At 69.5% G+C, this 21334-nt stretch carries 25 protein-coding genes; 1 reads left to right on the plus strand and 24 read right to left on the minus strand.

The window, feature by feature from the left end:
- Window positions 1-146: 146 nt before the first annotated feature.
- From ACH4LD_RS22420 to ACH4LD_RS22445, 6 genes are all read right to left on the minus strand, one after another.
- Complete coding sequence (locus tag ACH4LD_RS22420) at window positions 147-749, minus strand: helix-turn-helix domain-containing protein (protein WP_398058799.1); 603 nt, start codon at window positions 747-749, stop codon at window positions 147-149.
- Window positions 746-1432: a TnsA-like heteromeric transposase endonuclease subunit gene (locus ACH4LD_RS22425; protein ID WP_398058781.1), complete on the minus strand. Its 687-nt coding sequence runs from the start codon at window positions 1430-1432 to the stop codon at window positions 746-748. Before ACH4LD_RS22425 ends, ACH4LD_RS22420 begins: the two co-directional genes overlap by 4 nt.
- A gap of 205 nt (window positions 1433-1637) precedes the next feature.
- Complete coding sequence (locus ACH4LD_RS22430; protein ID WP_398058780.1) at window positions 1638-2093, minus strand: hypothetical protein; 456 nt, start codon at window positions 2091-2093, stop codon at window positions 1638-1640.
- A gap of 23 nt (window positions 2094-2116) precedes the next feature.
- Window positions 2117-4108: an ABC transporter ATP-binding protein gene (locus ACH4LD_RS22435; protein WP_398058779.1), complete on the minus strand. Its 1992-nt coding sequence runs from the start codon at window positions 4106-4108 to the stop codon at window positions 2117-2119.
- Window positions 4105-4572 carry an NUDIX domain-containing protein gene (locus tag ACH4LD_RS22440; RefSeq protein WP_398058778.1) on the minus strand — a complete coding sequence of 156 codons (468 nt, stop codon included), beginning with the start codon at window positions 4570-4572 and terminating at the stop codon, window positions 4105-4107. Before ACH4LD_RS22440 ends, ACH4LD_RS22435 begins: the two co-directional genes overlap by 4 nt.
- Before the next feature lie 469 nt (window positions 4573-5041).
- Entirely contained in the window at window positions 5042-6250 is a 1209-nt protein-coding gene (locus ACH4LD_RS22445; RefSeq protein WP_392366303.1) for a hypothetical protein, read from the minus strand.
- Between the two features lie 172 nt (window positions 6251-6422).
- On the opposite strand from ACH4LD_RS22445, the gene ACH4LD_RS22450 reads away from it, so the two are divergent.
- Window positions 6423-6923 carry an NUDIX domain-containing protein gene (locus ACH4LD_RS22450; RefSeq protein WP_398106182.1) on the plus strand — a complete coding sequence of 167 codons (501 nt, stop codon included), beginning with the start codon at window positions 6423-6425 and terminating at the stop codon, window positions 6921-6923.
- Window positions 6924-6943: 20 nt separating this feature from the next.
- On the opposite strand, the gene ACH4LD_RS22455 is transcribed toward ACH4LD_RS22450, so the two are convergent.
- The 18 genes from ACH4LD_RS22455 to ACH4LD_RS22540 form a co-directional block, all read right to left on the minus strand.
- Window positions 6944-7489, minus strand: a complete 546-nt coding sequence (locus ACH4LD_RS22455) for an NUDIX domain-containing protein (RefSeq protein WP_398058775.1) — start codon at window positions 7487-7489, stop codon at window positions 6944-6946.
- Window positions 7486-8331: a class I SAM-dependent methyltransferase gene (locus ACH4LD_RS22460; protein WP_365154691.1), complete on the minus strand. Its 846-nt coding sequence runs from the start codon at window positions 8329-8331 to the stop codon at window positions 7486-7488. The genes ACH4LD_RS22455 and ACH4LD_RS22460 overlap by 4 nt, the downstream gene beginning before the upstream one ends.
- A gap of 60 nt (window positions 8332-8391) precedes the next feature.
- The gene (locus ACH4LD_RS22465; RefSeq protein WP_392366306.1) at window positions 8392-9321 is read right to left on the minus strand and encodes a DUF2797 domain-containing protein; all 930 of its coding nucleotides are present in this window, start codon (window positions 9319-9321) and stop codon (window positions 8392-8394) included.
- Window positions 9322-9355: 34 nt separating this feature from the next.
- On the minus strand, window positions 9356-10048 hold the full coding sequence (locus tag ACH4LD_RS22470) for a dTMP kinase (protein WP_398058774.1): 693 nt from the start codon (window positions 10046-10048) through the stop codon (window positions 9356-9358).
- Window positions 9987-11123, minus strand: a complete 1137-nt coding sequence (locus ACH4LD_RS22475) for a hypothetical protein (protein ID WP_398058773.1) — start codon at window positions 11121-11123, stop codon at window positions 9987-9989. The genes ACH4LD_RS22470 and ACH4LD_RS22475 overlap by 62 nt, the downstream gene beginning before the upstream one ends.
- Window positions 11120-12574 carry a GTP cyclohydrolase I gene (gene folE, locus ACH4LD_RS22480; RefSeq protein WP_398058772.1) on the minus strand — a complete coding sequence of 485 codons (1455 nt, stop codon included), beginning with the start codon at window positions 12572-12574 and terminating at the stop codon, window positions 11120-11122. The genes ACH4LD_RS22475 and folE overlap by 4 nt, the downstream gene beginning before the upstream one ends.
- A gap of 56 nt (window positions 12575-12630) precedes the next feature.
- A complete protein-coding gene (locus ACH4LD_RS22485; protein WP_398058771.1) occupies window positions 12631-13374 on the minus strand; it encodes a 7-carboxy-7-deazaguanine synthase QueE in 744 nt (247 codons plus the stop codon).
- Entirely contained in the window at window positions 13371-13781 is a 411-nt protein-coding gene (locus ACH4LD_RS22490) for a 6-pyruvoyl trahydropterin synthase family protein (RefSeq protein WP_398058770.1), read from the minus strand. The genes ACH4LD_RS22485 and ACH4LD_RS22490 overlap by 4 nt, the downstream gene beginning before the upstream one ends.
- Before the next feature lie 59 nt (window positions 13782-13840).
- Window positions 13841-14308: a DUF6082 family protein gene (locus tag ACH4LD_RS22495; RefSeq protein WP_398058769.1), complete on the minus strand. Its 468-nt coding sequence runs from the start codon at window positions 14306-14308 to the stop codon at window positions 13841-13843.
- A 73-nt stretch (window positions 14309-14381) separates the two neighbouring features.
- Complete coding sequence (locus ACH4LD_RS22500) at window positions 14382-14957, minus strand: DUF6624 domain-containing protein (RefSeq protein WP_159774750.1); 576 nt, start codon at window positions 14955-14957, stop codon at window positions 14382-14384.
- A complete protein-coding gene (locus tag ACH4LD_RS22505; RefSeq protein ID WP_073948156.1) occupies window positions 14954-15526 on the minus strand; it encodes a hypothetical protein in 573 nt (190 codons plus the stop codon). Before ACH4LD_RS22505 ends, ACH4LD_RS22500 begins: the two co-directional genes overlap by 4 nt.
- Window positions 15527-15600: 74 nt before the next feature.
- A complete protein-coding gene (locus ACH4LD_RS22510) occupies window positions 15601-16092 on the minus strand; it encodes a LuxR C-terminal-related transcriptional regulator (RefSeq protein ID WP_398058768.1) in 492 nt (163 codons plus the stop codon).
- A 128-nt stretch (window positions 16093-16220) separates the two neighbouring features.
- A complete protein-coding gene (locus ACH4LD_RS22515; RefSeq protein WP_398058767.1) occupies window positions 16221-17474 on the minus strand; it encodes an acyl-CoA dehydrogenase family protein in 1254 nt (417 codons plus the stop codon).
- Window positions 17475-17561: 87 nt separating this feature from the next.
- Window positions 17562-18203 (minus strand): GAF domain-containing protein, encoded by a 642-nt coding sequence (locus tag ACH4LD_RS22520; protein ID WP_398058766.1) that lies wholly within the window; start codon window positions 18201-18203, stop codon window positions 17562-17564.
- Window positions 18203-18790: a GTP-binding protein gene (locus tag ACH4LD_RS22525; protein WP_398058765.1), complete on the minus strand. Its 588-nt coding sequence runs from the start codon at window positions 18788-18790 to the stop codon at window positions 18203-18205. The genes ACH4LD_RS22520 and ACH4LD_RS22525 overlap by 1 nt, the downstream gene beginning before the upstream one ends.
- A 52-nt stretch (window positions 18791-18842) precedes the next feature.
- On the minus strand, window positions 18843-19247 hold the full coding sequence (locus tag ACH4LD_RS22530) for a DUF742 domain-containing protein (RefSeq protein WP_006143017.1): 405 nt from the start codon (window positions 19245-19247) through the stop codon (window positions 18843-18845).
- The gene (locus ACH4LD_RS22535; protein ID WP_061916021.1) at window positions 19244-19759 is read right to left on the minus strand and encodes a roadblock/LC7 domain-containing protein; all 516 of its coding nucleotides are present in this window, start codon (window positions 19757-19759) and stop codon (window positions 19244-19246) included. The genes ACH4LD_RS22530 and ACH4LD_RS22535 overlap by 4 nt, the downstream gene beginning before the upstream one ends.
- Before the next feature lie 69 nt (window positions 19760-19828).
- The gene (locus ACH4LD_RS22540; protein WP_398058764.1) at window positions 19829-21334 is read right to left on the minus strand and encodes an ATP-binding protein; all 1506 of its coding nucleotides are present in this window, start codon (window positions 21332-21334) and stop codon (window positions 19829-19831) included.

Here is a 21334-nt window from a genome sequence, read left to right on the forward strand (position 1 = left end):
TGCGGTGCGTTGGCGATCGACCGCTTGCCCTTCGTGCTGCCCTCGAACGCGTTCGTTCCCTTGGACAGCTGCTTCAGCAGTTCGTAGCCGGTGGTGCGGCCCGGCAGCGGGACCGTACCCTTCCCGTACTCCTTCGCCAGGCGCTCCTAGATCTCGGCCAGGATCAGGTTCCGTACCGGCCGACTCGCCTTGACATGTCTGTCCAGCACCGCCCGGGCCATCTCCACCCAGCGTGGGTCGGCCCGCTCCACGACACTGCGTGCCGGGCGGTCGTGCACCAGCCCGGCCGGACCAGCCGTGCGAAACGCCGTAATCCAGCGACGGATCGTGCTCTCCCCGACCCCGAGCTCCGTGGCCTTGGCGGCATAGCGATGCAGCATCGGAGTTCCCGGCGCGTAGTCCTCCCGTGGTTCCCCGTCCAGGGCGAGGACTGCATCGCCAAGGCGGTATCCGGTCAGCACCTCCTGTATGTGCCGGACCTTCTGCGTCAGCTCGTCGTCCTCGTCGTCGGTCAGGCCACCCAAGAGGGCCGCCGCCGGCGCTGCTTCCTCGGCCGGGGCCGGCACGAGGATCTCCGTACTGGGATGCGCCAGCAGCGCCGAGATATCCACCTGCCGCAGCTTCGGTGCCCCGACCACCCCGGTCTGCCGCAACAGGATCCGACGGCCTTCAATCTCCGCCACCGTGAACTGCTCGCCGTCGTAGGCGATCGGCAGCCCCGGCCGCAGCGACGTCGTCCACTCGATCATCCGCACCTCCGCAGGATGGACTCGCCAGACAGCGGCCTGGTCAGGTCCGTGGTCAGCCGTCCAGACCACAACAGGGCCATCAGCGGCGGCCGCGCCGCCTCCCTCGGGCCGCCGCCCGCCAGACGCCGCTCCGCAACGGCCAGCTCCTCGCCGTCAACGACCTCGCGCCAGGCCCGCTCGATCTCCTCGGCGGGCACGATGCCGGGATGCCGGTAGCCCGTCAGGAACCGCACGTTCTCCAGGAGCACCCGGTCCGCGCCAGTCCAGACCTCGTATTCCCAGCCGTGCCGCTCGACCAGCCGCCCCGGCCAGGCCAGGGCCTCGACGATCTTCGGATCCTGCGCGCGCTCCGCCGGCTTGACGTTGACCACGCGCACCGTCCCCGGCCGCATGATCAGCAAGAAGTCCGGCACATGACTGCGCACACGACCGTCCACATGGGCCACCACACGGCACGGCTGCGCAAAGATGCCCACCACGCTTGGGTCAAAGTCCGCCAGCAGCAGCCGGGCCAGCTCCAACCGGCTCTCGTACACAACCTGCCCGCCGGTCGTCGCCGACGCGTAATCCCCGGAGTGGTGCAGCATGCCATGGACGGACCGCACCCGACGCCACGGTTGCGATTCGGCGAAGTCCGCCGCCCGAAGGCGCGCGAACGGGATATCGCACGTCGATCCGTCCACGTACCGGACCGACACCGTGGGAACCCGATCCCGACTCCGCCCCTTGCCCGAACTCCGTACCGCCATACCCCGGACCGTACGAAGGGAGTCGTCCAGTCCGAGTCGAAAAATCGCAGAAGGCCGACAACTGACCGCTACTGAACGTAACCAGTGCTCACGATCACCCGAATCTGCTCGGATCCTGCTCATGGTCACACGGAAATGCTCACTGAATCGCGGATCCTAGACGGATGCGGCCGTATCCGGTCTGGGTCAGGAAGCGGTTGGCCCGGTCGGTGACGGCTGGGTCGATGTCGAGGGTGGTGACGTGGCCGGTCGGGCCGGCGAGTTCGGCGATGAGAGCAGCGTTGTAGCCGCCGGAGCCGATCTCCAAAGCGTGGTGGCCGGGCTGGATGCGGGCGGCTTCGAGCATGTCGGCCTGCAGCCAGGGTGCGGAGATGGAGCTGATGACGGTGCCGTCGTCGCTGTGGCGGGTGGCGATGATCTCGTTGGCGTACGCAGCATGGAGGGGCGTTTCGGGGGCGAAGGCGTGCCGGGGCACGGTGCGCAGGGCGCGGTCGACCGCGGGGGTGCGGATGTGTCCGGCGGCGGCGAGTTCGTCGGCCAGTTGGTGGCGCAGAGCGGTGGCTTCGTCGAGGTCCGTGGTGGGGCGTGTTGTCACGTCGGGCCTTTCGGTCGTGCGGGTCATACCTGGTCCGAGACGGTGGGCGTTGCAGGGTTCGGGATGGTCGCGGTCGGGGCGTACTGGGCGGCCTGGGCGTCGAACATGGCGGCGTACCGACCGCGGGCGGCGATGAGTTCGTCGTGGGTGCCGTGCTCGGCGAGGTGTCCGTTGTTGAGGACGTAGATGTGGTCGGCGTGGCGGACGCCGGACATGCGGTGCGTGACCAGTACGACGGCTCGGTTCGGTGCGGCGAGGCGGCGGATGCGGTCGAAGGCTTCGATTTCGGCTTCGGGGTCGAGGGCGGAGGTCGGTTCGTCGACGATGAGGACGCCGTCTGCCTGTGATGTTGAACTGCGCCAGTGCGTGCGGGCCAGGCCGACTTTCTGCCATTCGCCGCCGGACAGTTCGATGGCGCCGCGGAACATGCGGGCCAGCAGACTGCGCAGGCCGTCGGGGAGTTTGGCGATGACGGGGCTGGCAACGGCGTAGTCGACCGAGGGCTTGAGGTCCTGGTCTGTAGCGGGGTGGTCGGGGCGGCCGAGGCGGATGTTCATCGCGGCGGTCACGGGCCAGCGCTGGAAGTCCTGGGTGAGCAGGGATACACGCTCGAAGACCTGGGAGCGGTCGAGACCGGTGAGGTCCGCGTCGCCCCAGCGCAGGGTGCCGGCCTCGGGAAGCAGCATGCCCGAGAGGATCTTCATCAGGGTGCTCTTGCCGGAGCCGTTCTCACCCACCACGGCGGTGACCGATCCCATAGGCAGGGTCAGTGACACGCTGTCCAGGGCGGCGGTGTCCCGGTCGGGGTAGCGGTAGGTGACCTGGTCCAGAACGATTTCCCTGACGCGTTCCGGTACGGGCGCACCGCCGGCGGGCAGCGTCCGCTGGGCGGCCTGGGTGAGGAAGCGGCCGTGGTCGCGGACGTAGAGGCTCTCCTCGTGGAGCTGGTTGATGTTCATGACCAGCGCGCCCAGGCTCGCCGAGCCGGTGCGTACCGCGATGACGGCGGTCCCGGCGACGGCGAGGCTCATGTGCCCGGCCATGATCAGCCAGAACATGGCCCCGTAGGTCGCCGCCATCGCCAGACCGGACAGCGCGGAGGCGACCCACTCGGTCAGGGCCTTGTTGGAGGCGAGGCGTTCCTGTTCGGCCTCGGCGCTCTCGGCCATCTGCTCGTAGCGGCTCAGGAGGAAGTCGCCTACGGCGTGGAGGCGCACTTCCTGGGCGGCGGTGCGTTCGGTGAGTAGGTTGCCGATCAGGCGGCTGGCCCGCACGTGCTCGATCCAGCTCATCACCGACACGTATCGTTCCTGGGCCACGCGCATGGCGCCCCAGCCGCGCGGGGCGGCGATGAGGATCAGCATGGGCAGCAGTACGGGGTGGAGTACGGCGAGGACGCCGGCGGTGGTGATCAGCGAGATGAGGCCGTTCAGCGCGGCGACGCAGGCGCTGATCATGCGGCGGGCCGAACCCGGGCCATGCTGGGCGATGTCCACGAGCCGCCGGAAGTCGGGATCGTCGATGGCTTCCAGTTCGACGCTGGCTGCGGCGGCCAGGTACTGCGTGGTAGCGATCCGCTCGACCTTCGGCTCCAGCCGCCCTGCGCGGGAGGTGGACCAGGCGGACAGGGCGGAGTTGATGACGCCGATAGCGGCGGCGGCCAACAGGCCGGGTAACAGGGCGTGCAGCCGCTCGGCAGCGCTGCCGCTGCCGGCGAGCAGAGCGTGCATGACGGCGTTGACGGCGAGCAGGCCGGCGGCTGCGGCGATGCCTTGGCCGATCTCGCTGACCCCGACCGAGAGCAGAGCACGCCGGTCGGCCTGCCACGCCATGCGCAGCGTTGCGCCGACGAGTGCGGGCATGGAGCGCAGCGCGGACATCATGGTCAGGTCCAAGGTCGCGTGCTCGTGCTGGGACCAGCCCATGTCGTAGCGCAGGGGGCCGCCGAACAGCTCGTGTTCGGCGTCGGAGACCTGCGGATCGGCCATCGTGACTGGGCCGAAGAATCTCTTCACCGGGCGCCTCCCGTAGGCCAGTTGATGGCTCGGTAGGACGGGCCGTGGGTGAGCATGTGGAAGATGGTGGCGGTGTAGGGGTGACAGTCCGGCGACGGTCGTTCCATCGGCACCCAAAAGAGCCCCTCGTGCTTGTGTGGCTCGGCGTTGTACGGCTCACCCGTCCAGGACTGCGCCACGAACACGGCGGTGATCCGGTCCAGGCCACCGTCGGAGTCGTGGTGGTGGATTAGCCCGCAGAACTCCTGCTGCTCAGCAGTGATAAGGACCCCCACCTCCTCCATGGCCTCGCGTCGCGCAGCATGGTCGAGTGGTTCACCGACTTCCAGGTGACCGCCCACGACAGTGAGCTGTCCCGGTGCGAGGGCGGCGTCCAGCGCGCGGCGTACGCACAGGGCGGCGCCGTTCGTACGGAGCAGGACCTGTGCCACGTCGGCGATCAGCTGGTGAGGCGAGTCGCTCACGGGCGGCCCTCCTGTACCAGGCGTTCTACGGTGTGCCGACCATTGGTCACGAGGGCACCGCCGTGCCGAAAGCTATAGGTGAGGACGGAGGACGGGAGAGGTGTGGGTTGTGTCATGCCAGGTACCTCGTATCCGGTCGTGACCCGTCGGCGAGCAGAGCTGCGCGACTGGAGGTGAGGCGAAGGCTGGCGCCCGAGGAGGTAGCGGCATTTTCGAACGCAGGATGAATGAGTCCAGGACGGCGTACGGGATGCATGGGGACTCCTCGGGGCGAGATGCGGACAGGTGATCGGGTAACGGCGGTCCTGCTGTAGCCGTAACGGGTGGAGGGGGGCGAAATCTAGAACATGATTTCGAATACCGGGCTCTCTCCTTGTGCGGTCGGGTGGGGCGGGCTGTGATGCAGTGTTCGATCACTCATGTGGGTTGCGGTACCTCCTGCGGGGGATTGCCGGGGGCGCTTGGTCAGTCATCGCGTGGCGAGGTCCGGGCGGAGGGCGACGGCGTCGCGAAGGAAGCTGCGCTTGGAGTAGAAGGTGTGCTCGGCGGCCCAACCGTGACTGGCGAGGTACTCGCAGAGCCAGCTGTCGATCCGCTTCATCTCGATGAGGATCTCGTCCTGGTCGTGGTCGAGGATGCTGCGTGAGCGGAGGTACTCCAGCTCGCACTGGGAGAGCACCACGTCGGGGGCCGCCAGGAGGGCGCAGCGGTCGAGGAAGATGCCGTAGACGTGTCCGGTGCGCAGCGACTCGCACTGGATGTCGTAGCGGACGCGCTGGAAGGGCGGCATGGCCCGGACCTGGAGGTTCAAGTCTTCGCGCAGGAACGTCTCGAAGCGGTCAGGGGTGATGTCGAGGCCAGGGGTGAGTTCCTCGCGGCGGGCGAAGGCGTCCTCAGTGAACCACTTTCGCTTGAGCACGTGCCCGGCGGTGACGGTGGGGATGAAGGAGGCGTAGCCGATCTCGGGCTCGGGACCGGTGACGTCGAACAGATGGTTCTCGGTGTGGTGGATCTGGAACTCTTCCCGGTACTCCGGACGGCAGCCTTCCAGCTTGCCGTCGCGCAGTGCCTTGAGCAGTTCCATGGACGCGGACCAGATGTCCGGTGCCGGGTCGAGGGTGTACTTGAACTCCAGCTCAGTGCCGGAGAAGTGCTTGCGGAAGTACCGCAGATGATTGTTGAGCGCCGTGCTCGACTCTGCGTGCGCCGTCAGCACGGGGTCGAACCAGCGCAGTTCCTCGACCGGGCCGTGGCCTACTGGGTCCCGGGTGGTGCGGACGAAGCAGGCGTCCTCGGGGTGGAAGCGGATCTGCGCGTACGCGTGGTAGCCGCCGCCGGGGTGTTCGGCCAGGTAGCACAGCGGCACCAGGCCGGGGGCGGCCTCGGTACCGACCAGGCCGCGCAGGGCGGGGCCGGCGATGGCGTCGGGGAACAGTTCGCCGCCGTCGATCCTGGCCGCCCCGAGCCGGGTGCCGCCCGGGTACAGCGCTTCGACCGGGCAGGGCCCCAGCGCGTTCCAGCGGACGATCACGGTGGTGGCCGGCCGGCATACCTCCTGCGGTGACACACGTACGAGCACGATCGGCTCGTCTGGTCGCCGTGGCGCGGTGCGGTTGAGGAGGTGGACGCCGCCGAGGACGACCCAGGCTCCCCGGTCCGAGGGCTGCTCATCGGGCACGCTGGTCTCCTTCGTGTGAAGCGGGTGCCACGGGTGATCGCCCTGCAGCCCGAAGGGGCCACCGGGCCGGCCGGACATCCCCGGATGGCTGCCTGCTCGTCGCTGCGACGTCCGGCCGGTTCGTCGGCCTAGGGTGGGGCGGGTGAGTCATGGTGAAGTCGGTCAGGTGATCTTGGACGAGGCTGTTGCGGATGCCCGCCTCGCCGCATGGGAGTTCGACGGTGCACGGGCCTGGCTGGAGGAAGCCCGCCGACATCCCATGGAGCCGCTGGCGGCCGAGGTGTGGGTCACCGACCCTGCTTTCGAGCACGTCCTGCTGGTCAAGCACCGCGTGCGCGGATGGGTGCCGCCGGGCGGCAAGGTGGAGCCGGGCGAGGCGCCGCGTGCGGCGGCGGCACGAGAGCTGCTGGAGGAGACCGGCCTGCGCTGCGAGCTGCTGCCCGAGCCCGCGGCCGTGGCGGTGCGTTCCTACCGGGCCGACTGGTCTCCGACGCTGGGCCTGTCCTACGCCGCGATCGTGGGACGCGACGTGCCGCTCGCCGGGGAGCAGAACCAGCCGGCGGCATGGTTCCGTCTGGACACAGGGTGGGACAGTGTCTTCCCCGAGGACCGCGAGCGGATCTATGCGCACGCTCGCCGTCTGGCAGCCGGCTGGGCGGTCGGCTCCCGCTGAGGTAGGCCCCTGGCCGCCGTTCACAGGAGGGCCTCGATCCGGTCCAGGTCGGCCAAGGGCATGGTGACGAGCTCAAGGTCGTGCAGGAAGCGGCACCACACCGGCTCCAGGCCGGGTTCGCGCTCGAACTCCTCACGGTCCAGGCATCCGTTGGCGTGCGCGGCGGTCCGCAGCGCGTGCTGCTGCAGCTGGGCCGGGTGGATCCACCGAGGGGCGCGGACCTCCCGGGGCGATGGGCACAGCGACCCGGAAACCTCGGCCTGAAAGATCCACCAGTGGTGGCCGACCGGACCGCTGAGCGCGCGGTGGCAGTGGTTGGGCCGCCACTGGTCCAGCAGCAGGTGCAGGTGGGTGACGGTAAGACCGACCTCTTCGGTGACTTCGTCGCGCGCGGCCTGCTCGGGGCCGCCATGCTCGTCGACGTGGCCGGCTACCGGGGCGATTCCGGCCGGAGGAATCGCCCTCTCGAACACCAGCAGGCCGCTCGGGGAGGAGATCAGTACCCCGACGCTTGCGTGGTCACATAGGCGGGCCCCGCCGCCGGGAGCCGGGGCGGCCGGAGTCATGCGGCGGCCTCTGGCCGTTGGGCGACGACGACGAGCCAGCTCGTCACGGCCGGGGCATCGGGGGTGGTCATGGCGTAGGCGGTGTCGAGGATCTGCATCCGCTGGGCGTGGGTGAAGTCGCCCTCGGGCCGCGCGAAGACGGGGATGGACAGCCACGCCTTCTTCTCGGCCATGGTGCTGTGCTGGGCGGTGACCTCTGTGCCGACGACCGTCAGTCCGGCTGAAGTCAGCTGCTCGGTGACTGTTTTCAGCGGCAGCTTCGGCGGCCTGTCCGCGTCGCGCGGCGGTGGGGTGTATCCGTGGGCCTCAGCGGCGACTTGGCGGATGAGGGCGTTCAGGGAAGGCCCGGTGCGGGTTGACAGTTCGTCGGGGTGCCGGACGCCGGCGAAGCCACCGCCGATGTTGAAGACGAAGCGCCCGCCTGGGCGCAGGATGTGGGCGACGGCCGCGAACACTGCGGCGGTGTCGGTCTTCCAGATCGCGGAGTTGCACACCACGGCGTCGGCGCTGCTGGCGTGCAGGTGGTCGGCGAGCCGTTCGGCCGGGGCAGTGATCCAGGTCAGGCGGGCGTCGGTCAGGGTGCGGCGACCGACACGCTGCATCGCGGCGGCGTTGTCGACAGAGACGACCCGAGCGCGGGCCGGGATCAGGTCGAGGATCGCGCGGGCGGTCGCGCCGGCGCCGCCGCACAGGTCGACCACCAGGCTGGCGTTGGCCAGATGGCCTCGGCGGGCAAGGTCGCGGCTGGTCGCGTCGTACATGGGGTGGGCGCGGGTGAAGGCGTCGTACGCCTCGGCGTTGCTGTCCTCGTCCCAGCCGAGGATGGCGTCCTGGGGTGCCATGTTGCTGTGGCCTCGCTTCTCAGAGCGGCCCGGCAGTGCAGGCCGGGCGTTCGGGCAGGGTCAAAAGAGCGCGGACTGTACGGCGGCGGGCGGTGAGGAGAACTGTGCGCCGAGGACGATGCGCCGACCCTTGAGGGTGCCGAGGTCGAGCAGGTAGGGCAGTTGTTCACCGTCGCCGTCGAGGGTGGCGAGGACCTGGGAGCCGAGGCAGGAGAGCACCGTCAGCCCGTGCTCACCGGAGCGTGGGTCGTGCGGGTACAAGGCGCGCCCGGTCTCCGGCGTCCGCAGCAGGTCGCCTTCGCTGGGCGGCGTCCACGGCTCCGGTGTGGCCGGGACGTTCAGGCCGCTCAGGGCCTCGGTGGTGCGGTCGAGGTGCCGCTGGTGGGCGGCGCCGAGCGGGGCGAGGTCGCGCAGCTCGGCCAGGGCCGTCAGCTTGGCCGCGGCTCGCACGGTCTGCGTCAGGCCGAGGTGGCGGGTGAGGGCATCCTCCAGGAACCGCACGGCGCGGCCGTCAGCACTCCGGGCGAGGTAGGTAGCGATCAGGGCACCCTGTTCGTCGAGGCGGGAGCGCTTACGGGGTTCGGCCGCGGTGCCGATCTTGGTGGTGCCGTCGGCGAACGTCGCCAGGTACAGCCAGTGCGGCTGGGCCATGTACGCCGCCAGGGCGTCGGGAACATGCCCGCCGGAGTGGAACCGGTGGGCGAAGCGGAAGTCGTCCCGCCCGGCGCAGGCCGGGCACTGTCCGCCGGCCTCGGCCGGGGCCCGGTCAGGGCAGGCGACCGCCTCGACGCGGACGCGGTCGGCGAACCGGTACCGGCCGGTGCACCACCGGCCGGTACCACTCACCTGGTAACCCAGGCGCCTGCCCATGACCGGGGCGTAGACGAGTGGTCCGCCGGTCACGGGGGCGAGCAGAAGACGGGGGTCTCCACTCGCCCAGGTGATGCCGTGACAGACGTATGTCCCGCTCGCGGGCAGGGCCTGGTCCATGGTGCGTTCCTTGTCGATCGGGATCGGGGCTGGGTCAGACGGTCAGGTGCAGACGGTCGGCCAGGGCAGCGGAGGCGGCCTTGAAGACCTGGTCGCGGTCCAACTGGGCCACGTCCAGCGTCAGCCAGGCGCCGCGCTCCGCCTGTTCGCGCATCTGCTCCAGGACGGTGTCCTGGTAGCGGATGAAGTCCTCGTCACCGCCGCCGGCGTGGCCGGCCTCCAGGGAAGTGAAAGAGCCCTTGCGGACGAGAGCCTCGCGGGCCCCGATGTTCAGGAAGAACACCAGGTCCGGCTTTGTCAGATGCGCGAAGACCTGCTCGCACAGACGGGGGGAGACCTCGGGGTTGACCGCGTACCGGGCGAGGATCTTGTGGTGCGCGTTGTCGAGGATCACGTGGGTTCCCGCAGCGAGGGCCGGCTGGATGACGAGCCGGTCCTGCAGGGTGTACCAGGAGGCCAGGGCAAGCAGCCAGTAGTGGTCGCCGCATGCCTGGGCGACGCCGGCGTCGCGCCGGTAGACCAGCTCGTTGAGGCGGTCGAGGTAGGCGGACAGCTCCGGGTCCCGGCGGACATCGGTGCTGTGCTTGCCGATGAGGACTGCCGTGTGGCCGGCGTCGTTGAGGGCCTGGTGCAGGCGGGCGGCGAGGGTGGACTTGCCGGCCCCGTCACCACCGACGAAGGTGATCAGCTTCCCGGCTGCGGTGGTGGTCGGCGCGTTCGCCGTCATCGGGATTCTCCCAGGGGGTGGGTCGGGCTGCGGTCAGGCGGCCGGTGATGATGGTGCGGATGCGGCCCACCAGGACGGCGCGCTGGCGCAGGACGTCGCTGTGACGCTCATTGGACAGGTCGGCGGGATAGTGGGTGGCGAGGTTGTTGGAAATGACGTGGAGGTAACCGAATCTGATCCCCGCCTGGCGCGCCGCCGCCCCCATGGGGCCGATCTCCGGGTCGACGAAGGCGTACGAGGCGGTGTGCTGCGCCAGCCAGTCGCGGTTCTCCAGCAGGATCGACGGGGAGGACACGTGCAGGCCGCTGCGCACCCCATCGTGGGCGGCGGCGTAGTCGTCGAAGAAGTCGTCCCAGCTCACCATCGCCCCGCGTACCAGGCTGGTGTTGCCGGTCGCCAGCCAGGCGTTCGGTTCGACGCCGGGGGTCAGCGAGCCGACCTTGCCGACGTAGACGACATCGCCTGCGCCGAGTTCGGCAAGGCGCGCGACGACCCGTCCGGCCACGTCTCCCCATATGCTGTGGAGGAACCCGAGGTAGACCACGCGACGGCCGGCGACTTCGGTGCGCTGCCACGCGTAGCCGGGTCCGCGGGTCCACACTCCGTTCTCGGGAGCAAGGTACTGAAGGCCCCAGCCGACGATCACCAGGTCGCCGTCCAGTTCCAGGTCGAGCGCGTCGAGCGCCGTTCGGCACTCCTCCTGCTCGGGCGGCTGATAGGTGACGGTGCCGACAGGGCGGCCGGTCATGGCCAGATACGTGGCGATGATCAGGGCGTAGTGCTGGACGTAGTCGGCTCCGGGGAACGCCTTGACGATGAGGTCACGGCCGTGGATCTCTGCGGTGGGCCGTTCGATGTTGAACAGCTTCCCGGTCTTCTCGTACCGGGAGATCACCGCCGTGCGGTCGTAGCCGCCGATGACGCGGATGCTGTCCCAGTCCTGGTCCTGGATGAGGTGGTGGACCTTGATCTCCAGGTAGCGCAGCAGCCTCGCGTGGGTCATGGTGTGCCCGGCCGGCTCGATCGGTGCGGCGCGCAGGAGTCCGGGGGTCGGGTCGGCGAGTAAGGGCGTCATCGGTGCTCCTCGGCGATCGTCACGGTGCTGCCGGCCGCCGCGCGCACGACGGAGATGTTCTTCCGGATGAGGTCGAACCGGTCTTCGGGGATCGGGCCGAGCTTCTCGATGCGGGGCGTGGAGGGCTTCTCGTATGGCCCTTCGGGTAGCAGGGCGATGCCCATAGCGCCGAGGATGACCGGGGCTGCGCCGTCCACGGAGGAGATCCACTCGTGCTCGCGCTGCTCGATCAGCTCCAGGTGCCCGGTCCGGCCGAGACCGAGCAGCCGGTAGATGAGCAGATCGTCGACCAGGCCGCGATCCTGCAGGTAGGCGGTCGCCAACCAGCGGGTGCGGCACAGTTGCTCGTCGGGATCCGGTCGACGCGAGGCCGGCAGGGCGATGGCCCCGGCCCAGCCGCTGGTCACAAAGGCGTCGTAGGTGCGCAGCCACTCGTCGTCGTCCGCGGCGTGCAGGACTGCGCACAGCCGGAATGCGTCGCCGGACAGCTTCCGGATCTCTCGCGCGGCCTTCTCGCTCGCCTTCAGGGTCGCGGTCCCGTCCCGCATGACGTCCGGCAGGATGATCTCCCTCGCGGACACCGCCAGCGCGGCTTCGACGAGGCTTTCCGCCGGCAGGGCGTAGCCGAGGTCGAAGAGCCCGTTGTCGATGATGATCTCGGCGCCGCGCTCGGCCTCGTGAGCGAAGAAGGCCCGGTAGCTCTCGTCGGACAGCACGTGCTGGGCGGCCACGTGGTGGACGCGGGCCGGCTCCTGGGCGACGAAGTTCTTCAGGTAGGCAGGCGGAGCGATGACGGAGAAGTCGATGCCCGCGGTGGTGATCACGACGCCCCCCCACAGGCCGGTGGTGAGGGTGAGGAACTGCTGGGAAAGGACGGGGTCGGTGCCGAAGCGCCCGCCCGAGTGCACCGTGGTGGTGCGAGCCTCCTCCATCCGTACGCCCCGCATGCTCATGCACAGGTGCACGCCAACCACGGCGACGGCGATGTTCTCGTGTCCGATCACGCCGTTGAGGTATTCGGCGACCTGGCGGGTGAAGCGTTCCTGGACCTGCAGTCGGCCGGCGAAGTGCTGGGCGATCCGTCCGAACTTCGACAGGCCCACCACCTCGCCATCCGGCACGTATCCAGCAGTGACCTGCAAGTTCATGGGCAGCATGTGGTGCTCGCAGAGCGACCACACGCTCATGCCGCCCACGATGACCAGCTGACCACCCAGCTGGGACTCGGTGAAGCAGGTGGCCGTTTCGGCGCAGTCCGGGGACAGGAAGGCTTTCCACCAGGCCGCGACGCGGTCCGGGGTGCCGGTCAGCCCCTCGCGGGCGGGGTCCTCGCCCAGCTCGACCAAGAGCTGGTGGATCAGGGCGGCGACCCGGCCGGTGTCGATGACCGCAGCGGGCCCGGCGACGGCAGCCGTCGGCGCCGCCGCAGGGCTGGCGATAGAGGTCGTCATGGGCGTCTCTCGTTTCCGGGGACTGGGGAACGGATGGGGCGTGGAGTCGCGTGCGGTCAGCGGCCTCGGGTGTCCGCGAAGGCCAACACGTGAAGGCGGGTGGTGAAGTGCCAGTGCCGGGCCGCGACCCCGTCCGCGAGGACCCGGGTAGTCGCGGTGATCACCTCGGGGGTGGTGCCCTCCGGCATCACCCACACCGGCGCGAGCCGGTGGGCGTCGGCCAGCTCGGCGATCCGGTCGAGGTCGTGCACCGTGGAAGCGACGAACTTGAACGCCGCGCGCCCGGAGGCCACAAATGCCTCCAGCGCGGCTGGCACGATGCTCTTGGTCTCCTTCACGCCGAAGCTGGCAAGCTTGGGCGAGACGTTGAACCGGACCCCGTCGGCCACCAGCTCGGGAGTGGGCGCGATGGTGCCGTTCGTCTCGAACTCGATCCGCTTGCCGGCTGCTATCAGTCCCCGGACGAGAGGCACCAGTCGCGCCTGCTGGATCAACGGCTCGCCGCCGGTGATCACGACCAGCTCGACCGGTGAAGACGAGGCCCAGGCCACCAGGCCCGCGACGGATTGCCTCGTCGACTCCTCGTGCGGGTCGAACCGAGACCAGTCCCAGGTGTACTTCGTGTCGCATCGCGTGCAAGTGAGGTTGCACCGGGACAGGCGGATGAACAGGGCCGGGTGTCCGCAGCTTGGGCCCTCGCCCTGAAACGTCGGCACCTCGGTACCGAAGCACTCCGCGACGATCAGGAATTCGCCTTCGGCAGCTTCCGGTTCGAGGTTGAGCGGCTTGGTTGTGGTCATTGGCCCACCACATCGAAGCGGGCCCAGCTGCTTGCGGTCTCGTGGACTAGGACGGCGACAAGGCGGCCGGGGATCTCCGACTGGAGGTTCTGAACGAACCAGCCGGCCAGGAACTGGGCCAGGCGCTCCGAGGTGGGCTCGAAGGGCAGGATCTCGTGCAGGTTGTGGTGGTCGAGCTCGGTGTCCAGGAACGACTTGAACGGGGCGAGCGCACCGAAGTCCGTGACAAAGCCGGGATCCTCCAGTGCGGATGCAGTGAGGATGACCTCAACCTCGTAGCTGTGCCCGTGCTGGCGGGAGCACTTGTGCTCATGCGGCAGCCGGGGAAGCCGATGGCCAGCCTCGAAGCCGAACTTCTTACCAATGGTGAAATTGCCGGGCGGTAGTGGAACAGCAGTGAAGCCCATTCGTTTTCTCCGAGAGGTGAGGGTGTGGCTGATTTGGGCGGGGTGGGGCAGCCGCCTCTTCAGGGGGCTACGGGCTGTGCCCCCAGGTGGTTCTTCGCGGCCTTGTCCAGCACCTTGGTGAAGTGCTCGGCGCGCTCGTCGCCCTCGGCCTCCTGAGCGCGGAGGCCCCCGAAACGGGCCCAGTACCGCCGGCAGACGTCCCTCTCCATCAGTTTCGAGGAGTAGAACGGCAGACGCCCGTCCCGGACGAAGCCGAGGCGGTCGCGCAGGCTGAGCGTGCAGATGAGCTGGTTGGCCTTCAGCAGCTGCATGTACTCCTCGACATCCAGGTCCTCGGGCGTCCAGAGCTTGGCGAGGTCAGGGTTGGCGGACATCTGCGTCAGCCAGTCGAGTTGGTTGCGCGCGACGGTCGCCTCATTTCGTTCGGCCTGGTGCCGCGCGTCCTGCCTCAGCCGGGCGGCTCCGACCACGACGGTGGCGAGGGAAACCGCGGCGCCGGCAGCGAGGACGGCGGTGGTGAGCTTCATGCTTTAACGGTCCTTTCACGCAAAGTGATCTGGGGCGAGGGCGGGTCTGTGGAAGCCTGCGGGGCTCGCTGCGTCATGCGACCCCCGCTAGCACGACGGCCGGTGAGCCGCCGTCAATGCGATCCAGGGCGTACCGGCGGCGCACAGTGTCCAAAGCGACGGCGATCGGCGGCAGTCCGACGGCGGCCCTTCGCTGGTCCAGCAACTGCGGCGCACGCAGTGGGCACAGCTCCACCCCTGCTGCGCTGAGGACGAGTTGCGTCCCGAACTCTTGGGGTCGCCCGCTGTTGACCAGGGCGCGGTCGTGAAGGTGGGCCCAGTGCTGGATGCGCGCATCGCCGTCCTGGACCGCACGTTTCAAAAGGGTGGTGGCCGCCCGCTGGAAGTCGGGTTCGTCGTCGGCGTGCAGAGCGATGCTCCAGGCGGCACGTGCTGCGTCGGGGCCCACGAGACGGTGGCCGGGCCAGTCATGTTCGGCCAGGATGCGGCGCAGCACTTTGGTGTCGGCGTGCTCAGCGTGACGGTCCTGGCCGAGGTGGACGGCGTCGAGCTGGTTGCGTACGCGTCTTGCCCGGCGTGCTGCCGACTGTGCGGCGCGGGCGATGAGTTCGCGGGCGAGGTCCGGCCGCAGCGGTTCCGCGGTCCTCACGCGATACTCCGCTGGTCGGCGGCGGACTGCGGCTCGTGGACCTGGCAGCCGATGAGCGCGCTCAGCCCAGGCCGAAGCTCGGCGGTGAGTTCGAGGCGCGCGACTCGCTCATGGTGCTGTCCGGTGCCCGATCCACGGACGTCCCAGCCCATGTCGGTGAGCCGACGAAGGAATGTGGCGATCGGATCGACGTCGAGAGGATGACGGGCCATGGCCTCGGCCCGCACAAGCGGTACCTCGAGCCGGGCGGCGAAGTCGGAGGCCCACAGAGTGATCAGCCGGACGGTGTCATCGGAGTGACCGGGCAGGGTGTGGACGCAGTCCAGGAAGAGGCACGGGCCTTCGCCCCATCCGAGGTCGGGCCCGCGTTGCGGGATCATACAGGCCAGCAGCAGCCCGTCCTCGAACAGTCCAGCCGGCTTCACCTGCGGGGCGCGGAACAGGGCCGGGATATCGGACCGGGCGGGTGTAGGCACGCCGCGCATGGCGAGCCAGCGCTGACGGTCCTGGACGAGGGCCGCGGCCTCGTCCCGTTCGGCGTCGGTGCGCAACGACCGCATCTCGTACACGGCCGGTAACCCTGTCGCGCACTGGCTTCGAGGCGCGGGGGAGGACTCGATGGCCGCAGAAGCGGGTGAGGCATTCACTTGCTCGCTCCGCTGTCCATCGTGGTGGCCCGCCTGGCGCCCAGCAGGCCCCACGCGTGGGCCCAGACGACAAGTTGGGTGGTGTTGGCCGCCCCGGTCTTGTCGAGCAGTTCGTCATGTGCGGCTCGCACGTCGGCGGGCGCGATCTTGGCTATGGCAGCAATGTCGCTGGGATTGCTGTGCTCAGCGACCGCCCGCAGCAACAGTTGCTGCTCTGGTCTGAGTTCCGGCTTTGGCCTGTCCGTTGCGGGCGGAGCGACCTGCCGGGCGCTGCACAGGAAGTGCACGATCACCGGGGGCTTGCAGCGGGGCGGGCAGTGGAGGCTCTCCCGGATGTCGCGTACGTACTGGCGGACGGTCACGGCCGACAGCCCGGTCCTCGCGGCGATCTCTTGAGGGCCGAGGCCGTCCACGAGGTGCTGGGCGACGCGCTGCTGGGTCGGGGTCAGGGGGGTGATCGGTGCGCTGGTCGTCATGCGCGGGGTCACGGGTGTCTCTTTCGCGGCTGGGTTGAGGGATATCGGGTGGGGTGTCGCCGGACCCCGCGGGGGACGGGGGCCGGCGACACGGGCCCGTGCGCGGCGGTCTGGATTCACGGGGCGCCGCACACGGGGGCTCATGCGGCTGTCGGGTCGGGGCGGGCCCACGCCGCTTCGGCGGCGAGACGTTCTGACCACTGGATGTGGGCCTCGTCGAAGGCGGCGTCGGCGAGGCGTATGCGCTGGACTTCGCCGGTTCCGGCCGGTGGGTAGGTGAACTGGATGTCACGCCACAGGCGCTGGAGGATGTAGTCGCCGTTGAGGGCGTGGGCGCCGTGCAGCTCCATGGCGTCCTGGGTTGACTGCATCGCCCACTGGTGGCCGAGATACTTGGCATTGATCAGGTCGGTGTCGCAGGGCAGGCCCTGGTCGAGGAGGTGCACGGACTGATAGGCCAGGATTCGCCCGGCGCGCAGGCGGGCCTCCATGTCACCGATGCGGTCCCGCAGAACCGGCAGATCGGAGAGGGCGCCCCGGTAGCGGGAGCGCGCCTTCAGGTATGCGGTCGAGGTGGCCACGACTGCCTCGTGTATTCCCAGGCTGACTGCGGCCAGGTTGGGACGGCCGTACAGGATGCTGCTGCTCTGCGCTACGCCCAGCCCCTGGCCGATCTCTCCGACCACGTTTTCCTCGGGGACGCGGACGTGATCGAGGTCGAGGCGGCCGGCGGAGAAGCCGTGCAGCCCGAGGCCGGGACGGTGGTCGGCGACTGAGAGCCCTCGGCGCTTGGATTCGACCATGAACGCGGTCAGCGCCTGGGAGGTGCTCACGCCTGCCTTGGCGGTCCGGGCGACCACGAGGTGGGCTCCCGCGAGGTGGCTATTCCCGATGTGGATCTTGCTGCCGGTGATCACCCATTGGTTGCCGACGTGCTCGGCGATGGTTTCGATGCCGCCGATGTGTCCGCCGGCTCGCGGTTCGGTCACGGCGATCGACAAGAGCAGTGAACCGTCCGCTACGCGGGGCAGCCAGTGGCCCTTCTGGTCGTAGGTGGCGAAGTGCAGCAGGGCGCCGACGGGGATCAGCGTGGCCTGGAGGATGGCCGCCGCAGCCGCCGAGACGCGGGCAATGCGGTGGACGAGGATGGTCTTGGCCACGTGTCCGGCGCCCAGCCCGCCGAAGGAGGACGGGACGGTGACGGCGAACCAGCGTCGTGCGGCCATCAGGTCGGCGACCTTGCGCTCCACCCTGCCGGGGGCGGCCTCCATGCGTGCGGCGCGCGGCGCGATGTGCTCGGCCGCGAAGGCGTCCGCCTCGTCCCACAGCAGTTCGTGGCGGGCGGTGAGATAGGGGCGCAGCGCCGGCGGCGGCGTGGTGGGTGTGGCGGGCATGGTCGTCTCCCTCTCCCTGGAAGAAGGTCGCACGGTGGAGCCGCCGGGGATCGCCTGCGGCTCCCGGGTGGGGGGTCGTGCAACGGACTAGCGGACGGGCGCGCGGGCGATGTGGTCCATCACCTGGACGCCGGCGTTGATGACGATGTCTCTCAGCCGTCGGGCCTCGCTCAGGGGCCGCTTCTCGGGGTCGATGACGCACACCGTGCCCAGCACGGTGCCGCTGTCGTGGATGAGCGGGGCACCGAAGTAGGAGCGGATCCCGACCGCGTCGACCACGGGGTTGCCGCTGAAGCGCGGGCTGGCGTGCACGTCGTGCAGCGGAAGCGCCTTCTTGCGGGCTATGACCTCCGGGCACCAGCCGTGGTCGCGGCTCATGGTGCGGCCGACGATGACGTACCCGCTGTCCGCGGGCGGCTGGTGCAGCCCGACGAAGGTCTGCTCCTCCAGGAAGAGGTTGACGAAGCCGTACAGGAACCCGGCTCGTGTGGCCATGTCGCGGGCCAGTTCGTCGAAGTCCTCGTTGGCAGCGGTGGGCACGCCTAGGCGATCCAGCAGCTCGTACCGCTGCGCCAGCTCGGTCGCCTGCTGGGCCTGCGGGACGGGGACGGCGGCGCCGGCGGGGAGGGATGGCCCATGGGTGACGTCCCGCATGGTGCGTCGCGGCAGCGACTGCGTGAGGGGGGCGATCTGCCGCGCGCGGTAGGGATCGTTGGGCTGATACGACATCAGGCGTCCTGAAAGGTGGTAGTGGATGCGGGGCGATCGGGGCTTGCCGATGCGCTCTTCAAGGCGTGGCCAACGAGGGTCAGCAGGACGCCAGCGACGTGGTTCGGATCGCGAGCGTCGCAGCTGACCACCGGCACAGAGGCGGGCAGTTCGAGGGCGGCGCGGACCTCTTCGGGGTGGTAGCGATGTGCTCCGTCGAACTGGTTCACCGCGACGACGAAGGGCAGGCCGATGTCCTCGAAGAAACCGACGGGGGTGAAGCTGCTTTCCAGGCGGCGGGTGTCGACCAGGACGACCGCGCCGACGGCTCCGCGACAAAGGTCGTACCAGAGGTCGACGAACCGGTCCTGGCCGGGCGTGCCGAACAGGAACAATTCCAGGGGCACGGGCGCGTCGGGCAGGTTGAGGCGACCGAAGTCGAAGGCGACCGTGGTGGTCTGCTTGGCCTCGACGCCCGCCAGGCTGTCCACGTCCGCGCTCGCCTCGGTCAGATACTCCTCCGTGCTCAGCGGCGTGATCTCACTGACGGCACCCACGGCGGTGGTCTTGCCCGCGCCGAAACCACCGGCGATCACGACCTTCAGCATGGTCGGTGCACCGGTACGCGGGCGCGACGACGGCCGCAGCACCGCGGCCGGGTCACCCGGCCTGGGGGTAGGCGATGGCATCGGGCCACTTCCTCTTCAGGCCCGCAGACAGGGCCGCCAGCAGTTGTGCAGAGGGACGTGCATGCGCGTCGGACGCGGCATAGGCGGTGACGGGGACTACCAGGGCGTCGGCGTCCAGGAGGTCGGAGATGAGGATCTTGACGGCGGTTACGGGACGGCCGAGTCGGCCCGCCAGCTCGGTCACCGAACGCCGGTGCTCCCGGCACAGGGCGAGGATCTCTGCGCATTCCTCGGCTTGGCCCGGGCCGGGCCGCCCGGGTCCGGCATCCAGCACCGTGTCCAGGCCGAGCAGATGCCGTGGCCGGGTGCGACCGCGCGTCAGGGTGTAGGTCCGTACGAACGTCGAATCCTCGGCCGCGCTGCCGTGTGCGGTCACCGGACCTCATCACCCGTGCCGACGCGGACGGGGATCTGCATGTAGGGGGCGAACTTCTGCACCAGGCGCCCCATCTCGAACCCGACGGTGCCGGCATCGGCGTCCATGGTCGCGATCACCGCGAGGACCGTGTCCACCACGCCCCGTTCGTTGCCGGGATGGCCCTCGAAGGCCGCGCTGCGACCGGAGCTCTGGACGAAGATCAGACAGTCGTCTCGCTCGATGACGACCTGCCTCGCCGGCCTCTTCTTGTGGGTGGGACCGGTGATGTTCGCCGCGAGTGAGGCCACTCCGCTGATGGCGGCCGACAGTTCGTCCGCCCAGTCCTTGTCGACGTCGCTGTCCAGCAGCCGTAGTCCGTCCCGCGAGAGCAGGACGGCGTGCGTGACGCCCGTCGTGTCGGAGGCGAACTGCCGCAGCAGCCACGCCATGTTGTCCCGCTGTCCGCTTGCCGTTGTCTCGGTTGCGGGTGCGTCGCCGGTCACGTTGTTCATCGCGGGGTGGGTGCTCACAGGGATCGCTCCAGAAGGGGGGAAGGGCCAGCGGATGTAACGGCCAGCGGGAACGTGGAGGGACGAGGTTCAGGGACTGGGGTGCTCTGTCGAAGCGGTGGGAGAACCGGCTTGCCCGCCGGCCTGGACGCCGGTGCGGAAGGCGGCTGCGAGCCCTGGCGTCGCCGCGGTCACGGGGGCTTGCTCCCGCTCGTGCGGCGGATGGAACGTGCCGGCCTGGCGTCTACGCGTGGGAAGGGCGGGCGCATCAGCAGAGTGACCTGCCTGTGCGGCTTCCGGCGCTCCTGCGGTACCGGGGCCTGGCCTCGGGGTGGCTGGAGTCGCGGCAACCTGCTGCGGTTGCGGTGCCAAGGGGCGGGTGTCCTGGGGCAGCGCGCTCGCATCGTCGATGGAGGGAATCGCTACCAGGAGCCGTGCCGGGATGACCACCAGGGCGGTGGTGCCTCCCGTCACGTTCTCCTGCAGGAGAACGGACAGCCCGTGCGACTGGGCGATCTTCGCGGCGACCAGCAAGCCGAGCTGCCCCGCTCGCACCTGGCCGCTGACGTCGACCTCGTCGGGGGCCTGGAGCAGGTGGTTCATCTGTGCTCGCGTCTGCGGATGCATGGGGATGGCCCGGTCCTCGACCTCGACCGCCAGCCCGTTCGCCACCCGCTGCGCACGCACCATCACCTTCGTAGCCGGATCGGAACACTCACAGGCGTTCTCGATCAGCTCAGCCAGCAGGTGCGTCAGGTCCGGACCCACATGGCCGGGAAGGCCCAGCTCCGCGCCCACGGATCCGGCCGCAACCGCCACCCGCGGATACTGCACGACCTCGGAGACGGCGCCGCGCAGCACGCTCTTGACGGGAACGGGCCGACGCACGCTGCGCAGGGACTGCCCGCCCAGCACCGCCGTGCTCTCGACCTGGCGACGCATCCGTGTCACGAGGTGATCGATCTCGAAGATCTTGGCGAGTAACTCCGGGTCGTCGGTCAGCATCTCCAGCTGGCTCAGTGCCTCAAGCGCCTTGCCGACCAGCGCGTGCTCGCGCATGGCCAGGCGACGCAGCACTTCCAGGAGGACGACGGACTGGGACTCGTCGTGCACCCGTATCAGCGACGCGATGGCCTGCACCTGGAGGGCACTCAACGCCTTATTGATCTCAGCGTTCGGACTGGCCAATGGTGGCACCTGCAGGTCCGGCAGCGGCGGCCGTCCCCCGCGGCACAGCTCGTCTGCCGACCACTGCACCGACTTCTCGACGGCCGCCGCTGCCCCCGCCGTCGCTGCGAGTGCCGTGGCCTGGCCCTCCTCCGCGGCCATCTGTACTGCCCCTGCAGCCTTTTGTGCTCCGTGAGCCGCAACCGTGGCGACTGCAGTCAGTCCGCAGACCAGGCTGGCCAGGAGCCAGCCGGGGCTCACCGCGGACACCGACCAGAGGGAGAAGACGGCACCCAGCAGCGCAGCAAGCAGCACCAGGGGCAGCGCAACGGCGCGGCGGACACGGTGCAGCGTGAACGCGTCGATCGAAGGCCGCCGTCTGTGGTGGCCGGTAGCGGCCGGCCGTGCCGGCAAGGCGCTGTCAGGCAT

The organism is Streptomyces sp. NPDC017676 (assembly GCF_044329325.1).
GTDB lineage: Bacteria > Actinomycetota > Actinomycetes > Streptomycetales > Streptomycetaceae > Streptomyces.